The sequence below is a fragment of the Rothia dentocariosa ATCC 17931 genome (genome assembly GCF_000164695.2).
GTDB lineage: Bacteria > Actinomycetota > Actinomycetes > Actinomycetales > Micrococcaceae > Rothia > Rothia dentocariosa.
Map to the genome: position 1 here is coordinate 1,239,780 of NC_014643.1, position 17,112 is coordinate 1,256,891.

At 55.4% G+C, this 17,112-nt stretch carries 14 protein-coding genes and 3 riboswitches; of the genes, 8 read left to right on the plus strand and 6 right to left on the minus strand.

Annotated elements, in window-relative coordinates; genetic code table 11:
* Position 1: 1 nt before the first annotated feature.
* A riboswitch (SAM riboswitch) is annotated at positions 2-118 on the minus strand.
* Between the two features lie 285 nt (positions 119-403).
* Positions 404-1,507, minus strand: a complete 1,104-nt coding sequence (locus HMPREF0733_RS05415) for a hypothetical protein (RefSeq protein WP_013398378.1) — start codon at positions 1,505-1,507, stop codon at positions 404-406.
* 584 nt (positions 1,508-2,091) lie between these two features.
* Between HMPREF0733_RS05415 and HMPREF0733_RS05420 the strand changes: the two genes are divergently transcribed.
* Both HMPREF0733_RS05420 and HMPREF0733_RS05425 read left to right on the plus strand, forming a co-directional pair.
* Positions 2,092-3,285 carry a C4-dicarboxylate ABC transporter substrate-binding protein gene (locus HMPREF0733_RS05420; RefSeq protein WP_013398379.1) on the plus strand — a complete coding sequence of 398 codons (1,194 nt, stop codon included), beginning with the start codon at positions 2,092-2,094 and terminating at the stop codon, positions 3,283-3,285.
* 334 nt (positions 3,286-3,619) lie between these two features.
* Complete coding sequence (locus HMPREF0733_RS05425) at positions 3,620-4,837, plus strand: zinc-dependent metalloprotease family protein (protein WP_013398381.1); 1,218 nt, start codon at positions 3,620-3,622, stop codon at positions 4,835-4,837.
* Between the two features lie 122 nt (positions 4,838-4,959).
* Here HMPREF0733_RS05425 and HMPREF0733_RS05430 read toward each other — a convergent pair whose 3' ends face one another.
* The 3 genes from HMPREF0733_RS05430 to HMPREF0733_RS05440 form a co-directional block, all read right to left on the minus strand.
* Positions 4,960-5,913 (minus strand): ABC transporter permease, encoded by a 954-nt coding sequence (locus HMPREF0733_RS05430; RefSeq protein WP_013398382.1) that lies wholly within the window; start codon positions 5,911-5,913, stop codon positions 4,960-4,962.
* The gene (locus HMPREF0733_RS05435) at positions 5,913-6,965 is read right to left on the minus strand and encodes an aliphatic sulfonate ABC transporter substrate-binding protein (RefSeq protein ID WP_041321671.1); all 1,053 of its coding nucleotides are present in this window, start codon (positions 6,963-6,965) and stop codon (positions 5,913-5,915) included. Before HMPREF0733_RS05435 ends, HMPREF0733_RS05430 begins: the two co-directional genes overlap by 1 nt.
* Before the next feature lie 177 nt (positions 6,966-7,142).
* Positions 7,143-7,955 carry an ABC transporter ATP-binding protein gene (locus HMPREF0733_RS05440; protein WP_013398384.1) on the minus strand — a complete coding sequence of 271 codons (813 nt, stop codon included), beginning with the start codon at positions 7,953-7,955 and terminating at the stop codon, positions 7,143-7,145.
* A 4-nt stretch (positions 7,956-7,959) separates the two neighbouring features.
* A riboswitch (SAM riboswitch) is annotated at positions 7,960-8,043 on the minus strand.
* A 167-nt stretch (positions 8,044-8,210) separates the two neighbouring features.
* Positions 8,211-8,320: riboswitch (SAM riboswitch) on the plus strand.
* Between the two features lie 103 nt (positions 8,321-8,423).
* Here HMPREF0733_RS05440 and HMPREF0733_RS05445 point away from each other — a divergent pair.
* From HMPREF0733_RS05445 to HMPREF0733_RS05460, 4 genes are all read left to right on the plus strand, one after another.
* Positions 8,424-9,851, plus strand: coding sequence for an LLM class flavin-dependent oxidoreductase (locus tag HMPREF0733_RS05445; protein WP_013398385.1), 1,428 nt, complete (start codon positions 8,424-8,426; stop codon positions 9,849-9,851).
* A gap of 129 nt (positions 9,852-9,980) precedes the next feature.
* Positions 9,981-10,418 (plus strand): YchJ family protein, encoded by a 438-nt coding sequence (locus HMPREF0733_RS05450; RefSeq protein ID WP_013398386.1) that lies wholly within the window; start codon positions 9,981-9,983, stop codon positions 10,416-10,418.
* Positions 10,419-10,438: 20 nt separating this feature from the next.
* Positions 10,439-11,116: a hypothetical protein gene (locus HMPREF0733_RS05455; protein WP_013398387.1), complete on the plus strand. Its 678-nt coding sequence runs from the start codon at positions 10,439-10,441 to the stop codon at positions 11,114-11,116.
* A 113-nt stretch (positions 11,117-11,229) separates the two neighbouring features.
* Positions 11,230-11,751 (plus strand): hypothetical protein, encoded by a 522-nt coding sequence (locus tag HMPREF0733_RS05460; RefSeq protein ID WP_013398388.1) that lies wholly within the window; start codon positions 11,230-11,232, stop codon positions 11,749-11,751.
* Positions 11,752-12,067: 316 nt separating this feature from the next.
* Here HMPREF0733_RS05460 and HMPREF0733_RS05465 read toward each other — a convergent pair whose 3' ends face one another.
* On the minus strand, positions 12,068-13,537 hold the full coding sequence (locus HMPREF0733_RS05465; RefSeq protein WP_004006503.1) for an NCS2 family permease: 1,470 nt from the start codon (positions 13,535-13,537) through the stop codon (positions 12,068-12,070).
* 283 nt (positions 13,538-13,820) lie between these two features.
* Positions 13,821-15,284 (minus strand): NCS2 family permease, encoded by a 1,464-nt coding sequence (locus tag HMPREF0733_RS05470; protein ID WP_013398389.1) that lies wholly within the window; start codon positions 15,282-15,284, stop codon positions 13,821-13,823.
* A gap of 322 nt (positions 15,285-15,606) precedes the next feature.
* On the opposite strand from HMPREF0733_RS05470, the gene HMPREF0733_RS05475 reads away from it, so the two are divergent.
* Both HMPREF0733_RS05475 and HMPREF0733_RS05480 read left to right on the plus strand, forming a co-directional pair.
* Complete coding sequence (locus HMPREF0733_RS05475) at positions 15,607-15,942, plus strand: DUF2218 domain-containing protein (RefSeq protein WP_102035337.1); 336 nt, start codon at positions 15,607-15,609, stop codon at positions 15,940-15,942.
* Positions 15,943-16,248: 306 nt separating this feature from the next.
* A complete protein-coding gene (locus HMPREF0733_RS05480) occupies positions 16,249-16,848 on the plus strand; it encodes a YagU family protein (RefSeq protein ID WP_013398390.1) in 600 nt (199 codons plus the stop codon).
* Positions 16,849-17,112 lie beyond the last annotated feature (264 nt).

Consider the following 17,112-nt stretch of genomic DNA (forward strand, 5'->3'; position numbering starts at 1 on the left):
TCTCCCATCGGTTGCTGGCGTTAGCACCTTCGGCGTTATGAAGGCGCATGATGCGCCACCGCAGGCGAGGTTGCTGCGACGTCGTCGAGCCAGGTCTCTCGGTCGCTCTAGATGGATTACCAATCTAGTAAACCTTGTAGCTGGCGCAGGTGCAAAGACACCCCGTCATATTGCGCGTGTATGCGCCACGTTCGTAACATTCCGCAACATTGTGCCCTCCATCCACCCCACGCCCCAATACCGCGAGCAGGTAGGATTTTGCCGACAAGGTAGGATTTTCCTACCTGCTCGGGTCAAAAACCACCTGCTCGCGAACAGTGCAAGAAAAACACTCCCACCGGGATGCGCCTCGTTAAGAGGATTTACCCGGTGGGAGTGCCGTTTACTCACCCAAAATTACCGATTAGTTCTGTTTTTGTGCGTTGGTTGAGCCTTTCGAGGCTCCGTTAGGGTTTTTCTGCCCGGATAACCAGTCGTTAGGATCGATCTGAATGTCGTTACGGACGGTGAAGTCGCTCTCTTGATCCTTGTTTTTCTGGTCACCCGTTGATCCCGTCGAGTTGGACTTTGACTTGTCGCTGGGGGTGCTGGGAGTGCTCGGATCTGGATTCTCAGGTTCGCCAACATGATCGATGGAGGCCACAGCCTGCTGACCGGTCAGGTCAATATCACTCTTGGGGGCACCGTTCTCGGGCTCATAGCGCAGAGTACCGTTGAGGATCGTCAGGGTGGTGGTCAGTCCGTAGTGTTCGAGATGGATATCTTCAAAATGTGTACCGAACTGGCTGGCCAAGATCTGGTTGTAAACCTGAGTTCCGCCGCCATTGTGGCTGGAAGCTACAACATCCTGCTCAAGCTTGATATCAACGTAACCTATCAGCTCGTTACCGTTAGATGTCATTTCGCTGAAGGTACCGTACATAGCACCACCGTTGAAGGCGACGAGCTTAGGGTTATCGCCGTTTTCTGACGTGGGGTTAACGGTGAGAGAAGCCGCAAAATCTTCAGTGTTTTTGTCCCAGGGCGAAGGCTCAATGCCGTCGGCCTCAAACGAGGTGGGGAAAACGAAACGGTACTCCAAACGTAGGCGCGCACCGGCGAGCAGGGTAGTGGTGCCCGAGTAGTACGTCTGCTTACCGTCTTTAGTGGTTGCCTTGGGTGCTGAGAACCAGAAACCAGCGCCACCCCATTTTGCCTTGCCGATGCTGCCGCCGGGGGTAAACTTACCGCCGCCAGCCGAGTAGAGACCACTGGAACCTGCCGGAACATTGGCCTGCTCGTTCGCAACTGGGCCGCTAAATGAATCTAGCCCCAGGAAGTTGTCATAGGCTTGTTCCTGGTGGGTGACGAACGCCTGAGTAAAAATACCGTAGTCAGGGCGTGTGTCATCATACGAAGCCGCATAAGCCGGAACTACAGCGGAAGAAACAATAATTGGGGTTGTCCATGCGGCGCCCGCCAGAACACGACGGCGCGTTAGACCTCCCCGCGTAGATGCGTGGGTCACAATGACTCCTATGAGTGGTTGGGTGAATAAGTGGCGCTCGGATTACACGCCATTAATGATTTTACGGGATATACCCCAAAAATCCTAAACAATGTAAGATACACATGAAATCTTTACGATAAAACGCTCACTCACCCCGATCTGAGCATCCTCAAATTATGCGGAAGATATGACGTGAGATAAGCCCTGAACCTTCACCAGAGATTGAGATTAATCTCATAACGGCTGATGATGCACGAGAGCAAGGTCTTATTCGCTAGCCTTGTATGCTGCCAGCGTGCGGGAACGGGTTATGTTGCCGGAAACCTTTACTTATTCCTGTGATAGGGTCCGCTCCCAAAACTTGTTTTATGTCACAGATTTATAAAATTTTACGGTGCTAGGATGCAGGTGAAATCTTATCTATCGGTTATTCATATACAACCGTTCATATACCACTCTCTTGCTCAAACGGCACCACAATGCCACTAATGCGCATTGTCGCATGTGGGAATCTGCCACACCATAGGTTCCCTACCATGAATACCGCTCACTCATAGAAAGATTTCCTCTCGCTCAACACAACGACACAAGGAATATCTCTCATGAAACTACGTACTATAGCGCGCCTGATGCTGGCATTCGTCAGCCTGGTGTTTCTCGTCCCTCTGAATTCCCTGCCCGCCTCGGCAGACACGTTGCCAGTCGCCCCTGGTAACCCGGGTGTCGCCCCGAAGGTGACTTCACCTGATACTGACGGTGACGGGCTTTCCGACAGTGTGGAAATCAACGGATACGATGCTGATGGTGATGGTAGACCTGAAGTCGATTACAAGAAAATGGGTGCAAATCCCTACCACAAGGATGTATTCGTTGAGATGGACTATATGCCTGGTGAGCTTGCCAGTGAGGAAGAGCTGGACCGCATCGTGCAGTCTTTTGCTGACTTGAATGTTACTAACCCTGACGGCAGGGCAGGCGTTAATCTTCACCTAGATGCAGGTTCTGCCCGGAGTGCCAAGTATAACTTGGGAGGCGGCAACGAGGTTCCGCACCAAATGCTCACCAACAATATGAAGTCTTCTGGGGAATTGGCAAATATCAGGGCTCGTAATTTTGATTCTGCCCGCTACAACAGCGGTTTCGACTACATGATCTGGGGCGATTACTATGTGGATAATAAAACCGGAAATCGAAACTCATCAGGAGTAGGGCTTGTAGGCTCTCCCGGTTTCATGGTGACCGTTGGGAAAACCTATTGGGAAGGAGCCAACAGCGATATTCGCGTGGGCACTTTTATCCACGAGCTGGGGCATAACCTCAACCTGAAGCACGGCGGTACTGACGATTTCAACGGCAAGCCTCAGTACTACAGCGTGATGAATTACAACTATCAGCTCACTGGCATTCCCAAGGCGGACGGAACCCGATACTTCGGATACCTGCAGCAGGATATGCCAACCCTTAACGAATGGGCACTGAACGAGCGCGACGGCTTTGGCCCCCAAGCGGGCGAATACCTGTATACGCACAAAGATAAAAATGGGAAAGACGGTACTCAGCCCGCAAATCAACCCATCGATTTCAACCGGAACGGCGTTATTGATAATTCTCCGGTCTCGGTAGATCTCAATGGCGATGGGATACTAAATGAGCTAACTGCTCTCAGTGATCTGAAGAAGCTCAACTTTGATATGACGCCTACTCAGGCTGGAGCTGGCGGTCCTGTGGCTCAGCCTGAAGCGGAAGAAAACCCGGTCACTGCGGATGACGCCCGCAACCTGGGCCTTATTCCCTAAATCATTCGGCGTTCTTCCTAAAACGGGGGCGAAGAGGTGTAGCTGCTGAGGGATGTTATTCCGAGCGTGCGAGGACATACATAACATTCCGAAGCTGGCGAGGCAATGAGTCAGATGAAACACGCTCTCGCTGCACCTCTTCGCTCCCGGGCTTTACCCCGCACAACCGTTCATATACCACTTTCTTGCTCAAACGGCATCGTGATGCCGCCCAAGATGTATTCGCATTCGAGAACCCGCAACACCCGCAGGCTCTCGCCGATGAATACCACTCACTTCACTCTCTATGTAAGATTTCCTCTCGCTCAACACAACGACATAAGGAATATCTCTCATGAAATTACGTACTATAGTGCGCCTGATGCTGGCGTTTGTCAGCCTGGTGCTTGTTGCTCCTCTGAATTCTCTGCCCGTTTCTGCGGTGGAGGCGAAGCCCGCTCAGCCTGCGCACGCGCAGAACCAGAATATAGATCCCGTTCAGAGCCCCAACTCGGGTGATCGCGACGGCGATCATATTCCCGACGAGCTGGAAAGAGACGGGTACGATATCAACAACGATGGCATACCAGAGATCGATTTCCCTAAGATGGGCGCGGATCCCAACCATAAAGACATTTTTGTCGAGATGGATTATATGCCCGGTGAGCTTGCCAGTGAGGAAGAACTGGATCGAATCGTGCAATCTTTCGCGGATATAAATATCAGCAATCCCGACGGCAGAACGGGTATTAATCTGCACTTGGATGCCGGTGCCGCCCGGGGACCTAAGTACAACTTGGGAGGAGGCGAACAGGTCAAGTGGCAAGTGCTCAGCGACGATATAGGTAACAACCCTGGGAACTGGGCCAGGTTTAAAGCTTCTCATTTTAATCAGCGTCGTGATGGACTCTTTCATTATATGGTTTGGGGCGACTACTACGTGCAACAACAAAATGGGGAGAGCGGTTCATCAGGATTGGGACAATTGGGAGGTCGTGATTTCATGGTGACTGTGGGGAAGACACACTGGAATAACAATAAAGGTAATATGAGCGATATTCGCGTGGGTACTTTTATTCACGAGCTGGGACACAACCTCGGCCTGCAGCACGGCGGTGATGCCGATGAGAAAGGCGAAAAAGGTAAACCACAGTACTTCAGCGTGATGAATTATAACTATCAGCTCACTGGCATTCCCAAGGCTGATGGAACCAAATATTTCGGATACCTGCAGCAGGATATGCCGACCCTTAACGAATGGGTCTTGGACGAACGCAAAGGCTTTGGTCCCCAAGCTCGTGGGTACCTGTATCGGCCCAATCCAGAGGCTGTACCGAGGCCAGCGGATGGACCGGTTGATCTCAACGGTAATGGCGAAATCGACCATGGAATCTACGCTCTTGATCTTAACCGTGACGGAATGAAAGGCTGGCTGACGGCACCAAGCGACCTGAAAAAATTGAGCTTTGGAGCTGTGTTTGGACGAGGTGCTGACGAGACTATCCCTGAGCCCAAGGTGGAAATAAACCCCATCACTGCGGATGACGCCCGCGAAATGGATCTCATTTCCTAAATAAATCGGCGTTCTTCATAAAACGGGAGCGAAGAATTGCAGCGGGAGCGTTAAACACACTCCCGCTGCAAACTATTGCTCCCGGAACCTAGCCCCCGTGAAGTGCATCCGCCCTCACAGATTTAGTGAGTAGGATACTTCGCCTTCACCCAGCGTTCAAAAACGCCGATGAGCGCATCCGTGAGCTTGCCCAAGATAGCGAGCAGCACAATTGAAAGCAACAGCCGGTCGGTGCGCCCATTATTCTGCGAATCCGTCAGCAGATACCCCAGACCCATAGAGGCGCCCAGCAGCTCCGCCGCAACCAGGAACAGCCAGGCCTGAGCGAGCGCCAGCCGAAGCCCGGAAACCACCGACGGGAGCACGGCAGGCAGCTGAACCGTCGTGAAGAGGCGAATACCCTTGAGCCCGAAGGCGCGTGCCGCCTCCACGAGTTTCACATCAACGTGCGCCAACGCAGCCGAAACGGTGGTGTACACGGGGAAGAAAGCGCCAATAGCAACCAGCGTTACCTTAGAGTTTTCGCCGATCCCCACCCACAGCAGCAGAAGCGGAACCCACGCCAGCGAAGGCACGGCGCGCAGGGCCCCAATCGTGGGTGCGGCTACAAGCCGCGCGGGTACCGAAATCCCAATCAACGCACCCAAAACCAAGCCCAATACGGCGCCGATCAAGAATCCCAGCAGGACGCGCTGCGTCGAAATCGCTACGTGAGTCAGAAGGTCACCGCGCTGCGCTAGCTCAAAACCGGCGGCAATCACCTTCGTGGGCGAGGGCAGCTGAACCGCCGTAAACACCCCGGCGGTGCTCAGGCCATACCAGAGAGCAATCAGCGCAACCGGCAGCAGCAGACCCACCAGCTTCTTCGGTGAAAAACGCTTTACCGACGTATTCACACGGGGTTCACGTGATTTTTTGCGGGTGCGCGTATCCGAATTTTCCGGATGCACCCCCGCCGGTGCCGCCGCTCCTTCGGCGACCGCGTCCAGCACTTGAACCTTCTGGTCTGAACTCTCCTGAACCGCTGACTCCCGTATCGAAGCCTGCCCGCCAGAACGTTTAAGAGTCACACTCATTACTTGCTCACCGCCTTCTGAACTTTCTCGACTGCGGCACGATCAGCCTTCTTCGCAAAGCTGTTATCCACAATGCTGACCAGCGCCTGGTCCACATCGGATTGGCTGGGAACGTCGCCGGATTCCACCAGAATCGGGCCAACACCCTTGAGCACCTGCACCTGTTTATCCCACGGAACCGGGTCAATATCCAGGTGGGTACGCTCCATCACGAGCTTGGCGGTATCGGGTTTAATACCGGATTCTTCTTCAACAATGGTGGTGGCTTCTTCCGTGTTCGCCAGTGCCCACTGCCGGGCGTATTCGTAGACGTTCACGATCGCCTGCGCCGCATCCGGGTTGTCTTTGAGGAAAGATTCGGTGGCATTGAGGAACCCGTACGTGTTGAAGTCCAGGTTGCGGTAGAAGAGCACGTCCTGGTTTTCGACCTCGGCGCTCGCCATGATCGGGTCAAGTCCGCTCCACGCGTTCACCTGTCCCTTATCCAGTGCGGTGCGCCCGTCGGCATGCTGGAGATTTTGAATCGTCACCTCTTTGGCGGAAATACCCTCTTGTTTGAGCGCCTGCAGGAGCAGGAAGTAGGGGTCGGTACCCTTGGTAACCGCCACCGATTTGCCCTTCAAATCGCTGACTTTCGTGATGCCGGAATCCTTCGTTGTGACGAGCGCCGACCATTCGGGCTGCGAATACAGGTCAATAACCTTGATGGGCGAACCGTTCGCCCGTGCTAGCAGGGCGGCGGATCCGGCGGTTGAGCCGACGTCGATATTCCCGGAACGCAGCGCCTCGTTGGCTTTATTAGACCCTGCTGACTTAACCCATTCGACTTTCTTGTTCTGCTCTGAGAGCACGGTCTCTAGCCAGCCCTTTTTCCTGATAATCAGCGAGAGCGGGTTATAGGTTGCGTAGTCAATGGTGACTGTGTCTTTGCTCTTGGGTGCACCTGCACCGGGTGTTCCGGCGCCTTCACCGGCGCATCCGGCAAGAACGGTGGTGAGAGCGGTAAACGCGAAGAATCCTTTGAGGGCTTCGGCGCGGGTGATGGGTTTCATGGGGGTTCCTTGGGGTAGCGTTGCGACTGAATATAGAGCGATCATTCGCTCGGTAAGTGTGTAAAATCCACGAAAATTCACGGGAGGAGAGAGGCTAAGCACGCCGGATTTACCGAAATTACTCGGGCAACCGCCAGCTTGCGTCTATAACAACGATGCGCGTGCGGCCCGCAAGACCTAGCGTTCGTTCACGCCCAGCTCGGCAAGAAGCTCGGCGCGCAGGCTTGTGAGCTTACTATCGGCGCGATCACGCGGTCGCGGCGTATCTATCGTGACGATGCGCTGGATCGTGGCGGGCGCATCGGCTGAACTCTTGCCGAGTACGATCACCCGGTCCGAGAGGTACAGCGCTTCTTCTACATCGTGCGTGACGAGCAGAATCGTGGTCGGGTCTTGCCGGTGAATGTCGAGCAGTAAATCCTGCATGTTGATGCGGGTCAGCGCATCGAGTGCACCGAACGGCTCATCGAGCAGCAGCACCCCGGGGTTGCGAGCCAGCGCCCGCGCCAGGGAAACACGCTGTGCCATGCCGCCGGAAATCTCGCGCGGATGGTGGGTTCCGTACTCGCTTAGCCCCACAAGATTCAGCAGGCGCTGCACATCTCTTGTGCCTTGATTTTTCGGGGTTCCCGGCGGCAGCCCGAGCGCCACATTATCGGCGACGGTGCGCCAGGGCAGCAGGCGCGGTTCCTGAAAACCGATCGCCACGCGGTCATCAAGCCCCTTCACCTCGCGTTCGCCAATGCGCACTCGCCCGCTCGTGATGCGGTTCAGTCCGGCGGCGGCACGCAGCAGCGTTGATTTGCCGCATCCTGACGAACCGATCACCGAGATAATCTCGCCTTCTGCGGCGGTAAACGATACGTCACGCAGAACCTCGTGCGTGCCTTTGCCCGGCTGTGGGAAAGACTGGCCTACGGACTCGAAGGCGATAGGTTGTGCCGTGGTGTTCTGTGCCGCAGTGAGTACGGCTGCATGTGTTTGCGTCATCTCACGTCCATCGTTCCTGGCGTTAGCACCCGCACTCGGGTTGCTGCGATGTCGTGGAGCCAGGTCTCTCAATCGCTCTGGATGGGTAATACCCTTCAACGGTAGGGCAGAGCGCCCGCGGTGCGCCAAGAATATGTCGCAAGATGTCTTTACGTTGCGTTTGTGGTGCGTAACATTACGGGCGACAGTCACAAACATTAATATTCGTCATAATATCGCACCAACCACGGCACCCCTTATACACTCAAAATCAAGGATTATGAGTCCCGGCGTAAAGCTCTGGCTAGCCGGGCGGCAACCCTCTCCCGTAGCGGGGTGCCCCAGATGATGATCTGGCTTCAAGGGATACGAAGCAAGTACGGCGCGAATGCGCCACCTGCACAACTTGGACTACCAAGAAGGTCACCACCTATAAGGAGGCGGCGCGCGGGGTGCAGGAACACCCGAACATTCGCGAAAGGAACGTAGATGGCTGAGCAGAAGAAGCGCATCGCAGTTAACGCATTCGACATGACCTGTGTGGGTCACCAGAGCTTCGACCTCTGGCGCCACCCCCGCTCCCGGGCTACCGAGTACAACACCATCAAATACTGGACTGACCTAGCACAGATCCTTGAGAAGGGCTTCTTTGACGGCGTATTCTTAGCCGATGTTGTAGGCATCTACGATATTTACAAGAACTCCGCCGCACCCGCTATTGAAGGCGGTGCGCAGGTGCCCGTGAACGATCCGTTTATGCAGATCTCCGCAATGGCCGCCGTGACCGAGCACCTAGGCTTTGGCGTGACCTCAGCCGTCACCTACGAGCAGCCTTACACGCTCGCACGCAAGTACGCTTCTCTCGACCACCTCACTAACGGGCGTGTGGGCTTTAACGTGGTGACCTCATACCTGCCTTCTGCTGCCGAATGTCAGGGCCTCGAAACCCAGATTGAGCATGATACCCGATACGAACTCGCCGAAGAGTTCTTGGATGTCTGCTACAAACTCTGGGAAGGCTCCTGGGAAGACGGCGCCGTTGTCAAAGACCGAGAGAAAGGCATCTACGCCGACCCCGCCAAGGTGCACCCGATTCAGCACAAGGGCAAGTACTTCAGCGTGCCTGGCGCGGGTCTGACCGAACCCAGCCCCCAGCGTACCCCCGTGATTTTCCAGGCGGGCGCATCCAGCCGCGGGCAGAAGTTCTCGGGCAAGCACGCAGAGGTTGTGTTTATCGGTGCGCTGCGCCCCGATCTGACCCGCATTATTACCGACCGCATTCGTGACCGCGCCGAAGAGAACGGCCGCGGCCGCGACGAAATCAAGGTTTTCGCGATGCTCTCCATCATTGTGGACGAAACCGAAGAGAAGGCGAAGGCAAAGTACGAAGAGTACCGCAAGTACGTGAACCTGGAATCTTCGCAGGCCATTATCGGTGGCTGGTCCGGTGTGGATCTTTCCCAGTTCGACGAAGACGAGGTACTCAACTATGTGAAGACCGAGTCGATTCAGTCCTTCCTCACCCCCTTCACCCTGCAGGCCAAGGATAAGCAGTGGACGCGTAAGGATATTGCCGAGCACTGCACTATTGGCGGTATGGGCGAGGTTATTGTGGGCGACCCGCAGCAGGTGGCCGACGAGCTCGAACGCTGGATTGATGAAGGCGGACTGGACGGTATTAACCTGGCATACCACGTTTCGCCCGGCTCATTCGAGGACTTCATCGAGTTCGTGGTTCCTGAGCTGCAAAAGCGTGGGCGCTACCGCACCTCCTATGAGGGTGAGACCCTGCGCGAAAGCCTGTTCGGCAAGGGCCAGACTAAGGTCGCAGACTCCCACCCGGCCGCGAGGTACCGCGGTGCCTACGTGGGTAAGCCCTCCACGGCAGACACCCCGGCACGCGCTATCGCGAACTAACCAACTCTGCCTCAGAGTTTCCTCCGCAATATATTGAAAACAGTGCAGAACCCGCCCCTCTCCGGTTTGACCGCCGGGATGGGCGGGTTCTCGCATGCCCGAACCTGGTAGCCCTTTAGAATGGGGTGCATGAGCGAAACAACCCTGTATGATCCTCAAACCCGCTGCCCCTGCACAAGCGGCGAGGTATACGGTGCCTGCTGCGGGCGGTACCTGGGCGAATTTGCCGCATCCGGAACCCTGAACGCGCCCACGCCGCTGGCTCTGATGCGCTCGCGGTTCACCGCCTTCGCCCTGCACGATGCTCCCTACCTGCTGGCAAGCTGGCACCCGCATACGCGCCCCACCGAGTTAACGCTGGACGAAACGCTGCGCTGGTACCGGCTGGATATCCTGGGCTCTTCGGGCGGTCCCTTCGATGCGGCGGGCACGGTCGAGTTCGCGGCGTACTACCGCTCAGTTCCCGGCACGCCCGCCGAAGAACGGGTGAAAGGCACCATGCACGAAAAATCCCGCTTCGAGAAAGTAAACGGCACCTGGTACTACCTGGACGGTGAGGTCAGCTAAGTTCCTCCCGATCGGGTAGCATGGCAGAAATATTCCTCTTATGGTATGTTTTTGCCATGATGTCGGTCGCGGAATATGCCCAGCACGCCGGGGTGAGCCCCCGAAGCGTGCGTGCACGCCTTGAACGAGGATCTTTGAGTGGACAAAAAATTGCCGGGCGGTGGATGGTTTCAGATAACCCGCACGAGCATCACTCCGCACATGGGCGCAAAATCTCGATGTCATCCTTCAATCAACTTGCCGCCTATCTTGACGGTAACAGTGCATCCCTTACCCCCGATGCACGCCGCCGTGCCAAAGAACGTGCACATAACCTCTCCGAACGTGGGGTAGAAGCTCTTAGGCAGTATGCAGTGCGTGCAGATGCGAAACTTCAATTCTATGCTGTGCCTTCTGTTGACCTGCATGACTTGATGGACGAACGAACATTAGCGCTTACGGGTGTCAGCCACGAATATTCGGAAATTTACGGGGCTACCGTAGAAGCATATGTGACTCCCCACAATCTCGAATCCCTGAAATTTATCTACGCACTGCGTGAAGTTCCGGCACAGGATGCCAACGTTATTCTTCGCGCAGTCAAAGAGTTACCTAAGATTCGCCCCCTGCACGTTGCGGTCGATCTCCTAGTCTCTACAGACCCGAGAAGCGAGCGGGAAGCGGAACGCCTGGTGAAAGGACTCATAAGTCGTGCCTGATCAGAAAACGGTGAAAATCCCAGCCCAGGGCGCAGAGCTTGAATCCTGACTACATTGTGAGCTTCCTTGATGAAAGTCTCAAAAACTAGTCCTGCGTTTGCTATGTTTATGCCATGAGTGACGTTATCTCGCAGGAATCTTTCGATGAGCTCGCCCTCTATTTCAACGGGGGAGGGCACCTGCTTACCCCGGATGCGCGCCGCAGCGCCGCCGAACGCGCCCGCATCCTCTGCGCTCACGGGCTCGATGCGCTCCGGCAGTACACGCACCGCACCGGGATGACTGCGCACTACTACGTGGCACCCTACGATACGAGCGACTTGCTGCGAACGGGTGCGGATGCGCTCGCGCTCACCGGGGTTCGGCACGAACTTTCGGGGATGAAAACCCCTCTAATAGACGCCTACATTCTGCCCAGTGACCTCACAAAATTTGCCCCGAATTGGATCCTGGAACCTGCCCCACCCGAGCGGGCGAACGTGATTTTGCGCGAGGTTTTTACCCTTCCGCGCGTGCTGCGCCTGCACGTGGCGGCAGACCTGCTGCACGCATGCGATATTGGCGTGGTGGATGAGCGTGCACAAGAGAGGGCCGAGCGCATCATGAAAGAATTATGCCGCCCAAGCGACCGATAGAATTCTTGGTTTAACCTGAGCCAGCCCGCGCCGTCTCTGAGCAAGAGGGCGGGGCTGGTTCGCATTCAAACGCGTTGTCTGCGTGTATAGGTGCGTTGAATTGGGTCTACCTGAAAGTAAACCTATGCGAAGAATACCAGGAAAAACGGGTGAAATTGTATACCTGCAGCCGTGAAATTTCTGACGTTTTCGAGTGCATATCCACACCCCCCATAGGTGTATAAAAGGCTCTTTTTGAATAAAGCGTAGTTTTCCGCCGCTTCTCTTCAAAAAGAGCCTTTTTACACCCGATATACACCCGGGATTTCAGCCAACGCTAGTGCGTGAGACCGTTGATAATACCCATGCCGAAGTAGATAACGAACACCGCCGAAACTACGTACATGAGCCAGTGCACCTCGCGCCCGCGACCCTGAACCAGGCGGATAAAGGCGTAGGAGACGAACCCTGCACCAATACCGTTAGCGATCGAGTACGACAGCGGCATGAAAATAATGGTCATGAACGCCGGGATGCCTAGACCCCAGTCTTGCCAGTCGATATGCACGGCCTGGCGCACCATCAGGAACCCAACAACTACCAGAGCGGGGGCGACGGCCTCAAAGGGAACGATCGTCACCAGCGGCGAGGCGATAATCGCCACCAGGAACAGCACACCGGTTACGATATTTGCTAGACCTGTGCGGGCACCCTCACCAATACCGGTTGCCGACTCCACAAAAATCTGGTTTGCAGAGCCGGATGCGCCGCCACCGACCACGGAACCGACCGCATCCACGAGCAGCACCTCGTTAATGTTCTCGACCTTGCCGTCCTTATCGATGGTGCCCGCTTCGGTTGCTAAGCCTACCGAAACGCCCATGGCGTCAAAGAAGACCGAGAGCAGAATAGCGAACACCAGCAGGGATGCGCCCAGCACGCCGATAGCGCCGAACGCACCGAATCGTGCAGACCCGATAAGCGAGAAATCGGGGGCTGAGAAGGAAAAATTATTGAGCGCGGGAACGTTGAGCGACCAGCCGGTCGGGTTTCCCTTGCCGCTGCCTATATGGAAAACAGCCTCTAGGATGATAGACAGCGCGGTAGAAGCCACCACGCCAATGAGGATAGCGCCGCGCACATTGCGAATAAACAGGGCGATTGTGAGGAAAAGACCGAAAATAAACACGAGAGTAGGCCAGCCAAGTAGGTGACCACCCACGCCGAACGAGACGGGAACGGTGGTTCCTGCGGCATCCGGCATGCGGCGGATAATCCCGGAATCAACCAGTCCGATAAAGGCAATAAAGAAGCCGATTCCCGCCACGATCGCGGTTTTGAGGCTCTCGGGGACCGCCTCGAATACGGCGGTGCGGAAGCCGGTGAGCACCAGCACGGTCATAATAAGACCGGCGATAATCACCAAGCCCATAATATCTGCCCACGTCAGCCCGGGGGTGGTTGCGATCGTGGACGCCAGCAGCGCGTTGACGCCCAGTCCCGCCGCCATCGCGAAAGGCTGTTTAGCAATAACACCCATGAGGATAGTCATCACGCCGGCGACGAGCGCGGTAACTGCGGCGACCTGCGGCACGCCAAGGGTATTTCCCGCCGAGTCTGCGCCGGTGCCGATCACCAGGGGGTTGAGGACGACGATGTAACTCATAGCGAAGAACGCGGCGAGACCGCCACGAATCTCGGCTGAAATAGATGAGCCTCGTTCAGTGATTTTGAAGTAACGGTCCAGTGCGCCGCCCGATGCGTTGGGCTTGTGTGCCTGGGGAGCCGCGGTGTTCTCAGAAGACATTCGTGAAAATCCGTAGATACTCTCGTAGGATGCGCGCGCGGGTTTGCGCCGCAATAAGAAAAGCGTCCAACCCTTATGGCGGGTGTGACGCTTTTGTTACCACATTATTCTATGACGTTTAACCCTCAATGCGCTACTGACAGGAAATTCCCAGGTCTTTAGCGGGTGTGGGGACGTATATCCGCCTTAAGGGGTAAAAGTGGGTGATAAAAAGAGCCTTGATCGTGACTGAAGTTTTCACGATCAAGGCTCTTTTTACGATGGGAGGGGGGAGAAAGATGCTCTAGCGCATCCACCCCTCAATCAGGCCCATTCCGAAATGCACCGCAAACACTGCCGAAACTACGTACATGAGCCAGTGCACCTCACGTCCGCGACCGGTCGCCACACGGATAACCGTGTACGAAATAAACCCGGCACCAATACCGTGCGCAATCGAATACGACAGCGGCATAATGACGATCGTCAAGAACGCCGAAATTCCCAGGGCAAGATCGTTCCAATCAACATTAACCGCCTGGCGCACCATCAGGAACCCGACGAACACCATTGCGGGGGCGACCGCCTCAAAGGGGACAATCGTCACCAGGGGAGAGAGGAAAATAGCGCCCAGGAAGAGCACACCCGTCACCACATTTGCCAGACCTGTGCGGGCACCTGTGCCAATACCGGTTGCCGACTCCACGAATACCTGGTTGGTTGAGGTTGAGGTGCCGCCACCGGCGACCGCGCCCAGCGCATCTACCAGAAGCAGACGGTCAATGTCTTCGATCTTGCCGTCTTCATCGATAGAACCGGCTTCGACCGCCATACCCATGATAGAGCCCATCACATCGAAAAACGCCGAAATAAGGATGGTAAACACCAGCAAAATTGAGGCCATTGCACCCAAAGAACTGAAGGCACCGAAAAGATCTGCGGAGAACAGAAGCGAGAAATCAGGCAGACCAAAACCGCTGCCGTCCCAGGTGGGCACGTTAAGCGACCAGCCAAGCGGGTTAGCCTGCACGCTGCCGGAGGGGGCGATCGCCTCCAGAATAAGCGAAAGCGCCGTGGATGCGAACATGCCATAGAGAATAGCACCGCGCACCTGACGAACATACAGAATAATGGTCAGGAACAACCCCACAATGAACACGAGAGTGGGCCAGCCAAGCAGATGCCCGTGAACACCGAACACAACAGGGGTTGAGCCGGTCTCTGCACGGCGAATAATTCCGGCGTTCACCAGCCCAACAAAGGCGATAAAGAGCCCGATACCCACCACGATCGCGGTTTTCAGGCTCTCGGGCACGGCATCGAAAACGGCGGTGCGGAAACCGGTCAGCACGAGGGCGGTCATGAGCACACCCGCCCACACGACCAACCCCATAATCTGCGGCCAGGTGAGGTTAGGAGTCGTGGCTATCGTAGTCGCCAACAGTGCGTTCACACCCAGCCCCGCCGCCATCGCGAAGGGATGTTTGGCGTAAACGCCCAGAAGAATGGTCATCACGCCTGCAACAAGCGCGGTCATGGCGGCAACTTGCGGCACGCCGAGGGAACGTCCGGACGAATCGGGCGTGAGGCCGAGAATAAGCGGGTTGAGCACCACAATATAACTCATGGCGAAGAAGGTCGCTAAACCGCCGCGAATTTCGGTGCTGATAGTTGAGCCACGCTCGGTAATGTTGAAGTAACGGTCCAGTGCGCCGCCCGAACTGCTGGGTTTAGGCGTCTGGGGAGCCGCGGTGTTCTCAGAAGACATTCGTGAAAATCCGTAGATACTCTCGTAGGGCGCGCATCCGCCGGTTGGGAATGCGCATAAGAAAAGCGCCAGCCGTGGGGCGTGACGCTCTTGTTACTACAACATTCTAGGGGGAATAACCCGTAAAAGGCTACTTCTTTGCGTCTGCGAATGATGGTCGCTTTTAGGCGATCAGTTTTCCGCGAGGGTACCACCCGCGCTGTAGGCGAAACCCCATCGGCACACGCTCGCAACACTGCTAAGATAAGGGTTACCTAAGGATGATATGTGCCGCCTGGGAATTGGCGCTGGGCGCGCATCCTGAAGCATGAAGAAGGTTGTTATGAGTGAGTATCCAGCCGCAGAATCTCTGCCCGTTCGTCAGCGTTCCACAGTCAGTACCGACCGCCCGGCGCGCTATATTAAACAGCTTGGCTCACATATGGGCCGCAAAATTAGCACCGAGGAAATTCCTGGCGGATTGCGCTTAATCTTTAATCGCGACGGTATCTTTCGCGGGTATGGCGACCTGGTGGCCGATGATGCGAACCATGCGCTCATCATGGAGGTTCGTGCCGAAGACGACGAGAAAGCACAGAACCTTGCAGGCGTGCTGGAACGTCACCTTGTACGTTTTGGTGAGCGCGAAGAATTAGTCGTGGAGTTTCACGCAGTCTAACCCCTATATTCATTCCGCGAGCAGGTAGGATTTCGCCGAAAAGGTAGGATTTTCCTACCTGTTCGTGCCAAAAGCCACCTGCTCGCGGGCTAATAAAACTCACCGAGACTGTATCGGTGGGTTTTATTGCGTTTTATGACGGAAAAATATTTTGAGAAACTTTACCTTGCAAATATGCAGGTCAGGAGAAAATAACTATTAGGGTTTTTGTGGCTTTATGTGGTGTTCTATAGACTTTCGGGTTGCGCTCCCATACAGTAGACGGCGGACAACACACTCTATAACGCGCAAGCTATAGGAGACATCATGAACGCCCTTAACTCGGCGAAAGAAAAGATCAGAGTATCTTTCAAAACCGTGACCGATCCGGTACGCCGCCGCCTCGGAACCGCCGCCTTCGTAGGCGTTCTCGCCGGTATCTTCGGTGGTATCGTCAAATTTGGTTGGGAAGTTCCCTTCCCGCCGCGCACCCCCGAACGCAATGCAACAAACCCGCCCCAAGCGCTTCTGGAGATGTTTGGGTTCTCGCCAGAAATCACGCATCAAACCTACTCATATCTGGGTAACGATCTGCCATATATGAGCTTTATTGTGCACTTCGCCTTCTCAATCTTCTTTGGCGTGCTCTATAGCGTGGTGGCGGAATACTGGCCGAAAATCAAACTCTGGCATGGTGTCGCCTTCGGTATTGTGCTCGATATTCTCTTCCACGTCATTATCATGCCCGCAATGGGTGTTGTGCCCGTTCCCTGGGAGCAACCTTTGGGGGAGCATCTCTCTGAGTTCTTCGGTCATATCGTCTGGTTGTGGTCCATCGAGCTGGTGCGTCGCGATCTGCGCAACCGCCTCACTGGCGAACCGGATGCGGAATACCCCGTCGAGAGTCGTAAAGTCGCTGCTGCCTAGCTGATGACCGTTATAAAGTTCAGGATGCTCATGCTTCGCTTGACAAGGGGTCCCTCATCGCCTGGGAGGCGATGCACCCTTAGGTGCTCGCTATGAGCATCCTGAACTTTTAGTGTGTTCTCGTAACGCAGGCGACGAATTTTGTGCTCGCACACATATTCCGAAGTCATGACAGGAATATTAATGATGGAGCCTTCAAAATCCTTGGGATAAAAACATGAAAAATGTGTCTTTTGAGTGGTTCAGCTCATGTTTCCTGCGTTT

Excerpts from the sequence above, each read along its gene's own strand:
- HMPREF0733_RS05470 (WP_013398389.1), bottom strand. The coding sequence starts at position 15,284 with ATGTCTTCTGAGAACACCGCGGCTCCCCAGACGCCTAAACCCAGCAGT.
- HMPREF0733_RS05480 (WP_013398390.1), top strand. The coding sequence starts at position 16,249 with ATGAACGCCCTTAACTCGGCGAAAGAAAAGATCAGAGTATCTTTCAAA.
- HMPREF0733_RS05465 (WP_004006503.1), bottom strand. The coding sequence starts at position 13,537 with ATGTCTTCTGAGAACACCGCGGCTCCCCAGGCACACAAGCCCAACGCA.
- HMPREF0733_RS05435 (WP_041321671.1), bottom strand. The coding sequence starts at position 6,965 with ATGAAACCCATCACCCGCGCCGAAGCCCTCAAAGGATTCTTCGCGTTT.
- HMPREF0733_RS05440 (WP_013398384.1), bottom strand. The coding sequence starts at position 7,955 with ATGACGCAAACACATGCAGCCGTACTCACTGCGGCACAGAACACCACG.
- HMPREF0733_RS05420 (WP_013398379.1), top strand. The coding sequence starts at position 2,092 with ATGAAACTACGTACTATAGCGCGCCTGATGCTGGCATTCGTCAGCCTG.
- HMPREF0733_RS05460 (WP_013398388.1), top strand. The coding sequence starts at position 11,230 with ATGAGTGACGTTATCTCGCAGGAATCTTTCGATGAGCTCGCCCTCTAT.
- HMPREF0733_RS05425 (WP_013398381.1), top strand. The coding sequence starts at position 3,620 with ATGAAATTACGTACTATAGTGCGCCTGATGCTGGCGTTTGTCAGCCTG.
- HMPREF0733_RS05450 (WP_013398386.1), top strand. The coding sequence starts at position 9,981 with ATGAGCGAAACAACCCTGTATGATCCTCAAACCCGCTGCCCCTGCACA.
- HMPREF0733_RS05445 (WP_013398385.1), top strand. The coding sequence starts at position 8,424 with ATGGCTGAGCAGAAGAAGCGCATCGCAGTTAACGCATTCGACATGACC.
- HMPREF0733_RS05430 (WP_013398382.1), bottom strand. The coding sequence starts at position 5,913 with ATGAGTGTGACTCTTAAACGTTCTGGCGGGCAGGCTTCGATACGGGAG.
- HMPREF0733_RS05475 (WP_102035337.1), top strand. The coding sequence starts at position 15,607 with ATGAGTGAGTATCCAGCCGCAGAATCTCTGCCCGTTCGTCAGCGTTCC.
- HMPREF0733_RS05455 (WP_013398387.1), top strand. The coding sequence starts at position 10,439 with ATGGCAGAAATATTCCTCTTATGGTATGTTTTTGCCATGATGTCGGTC.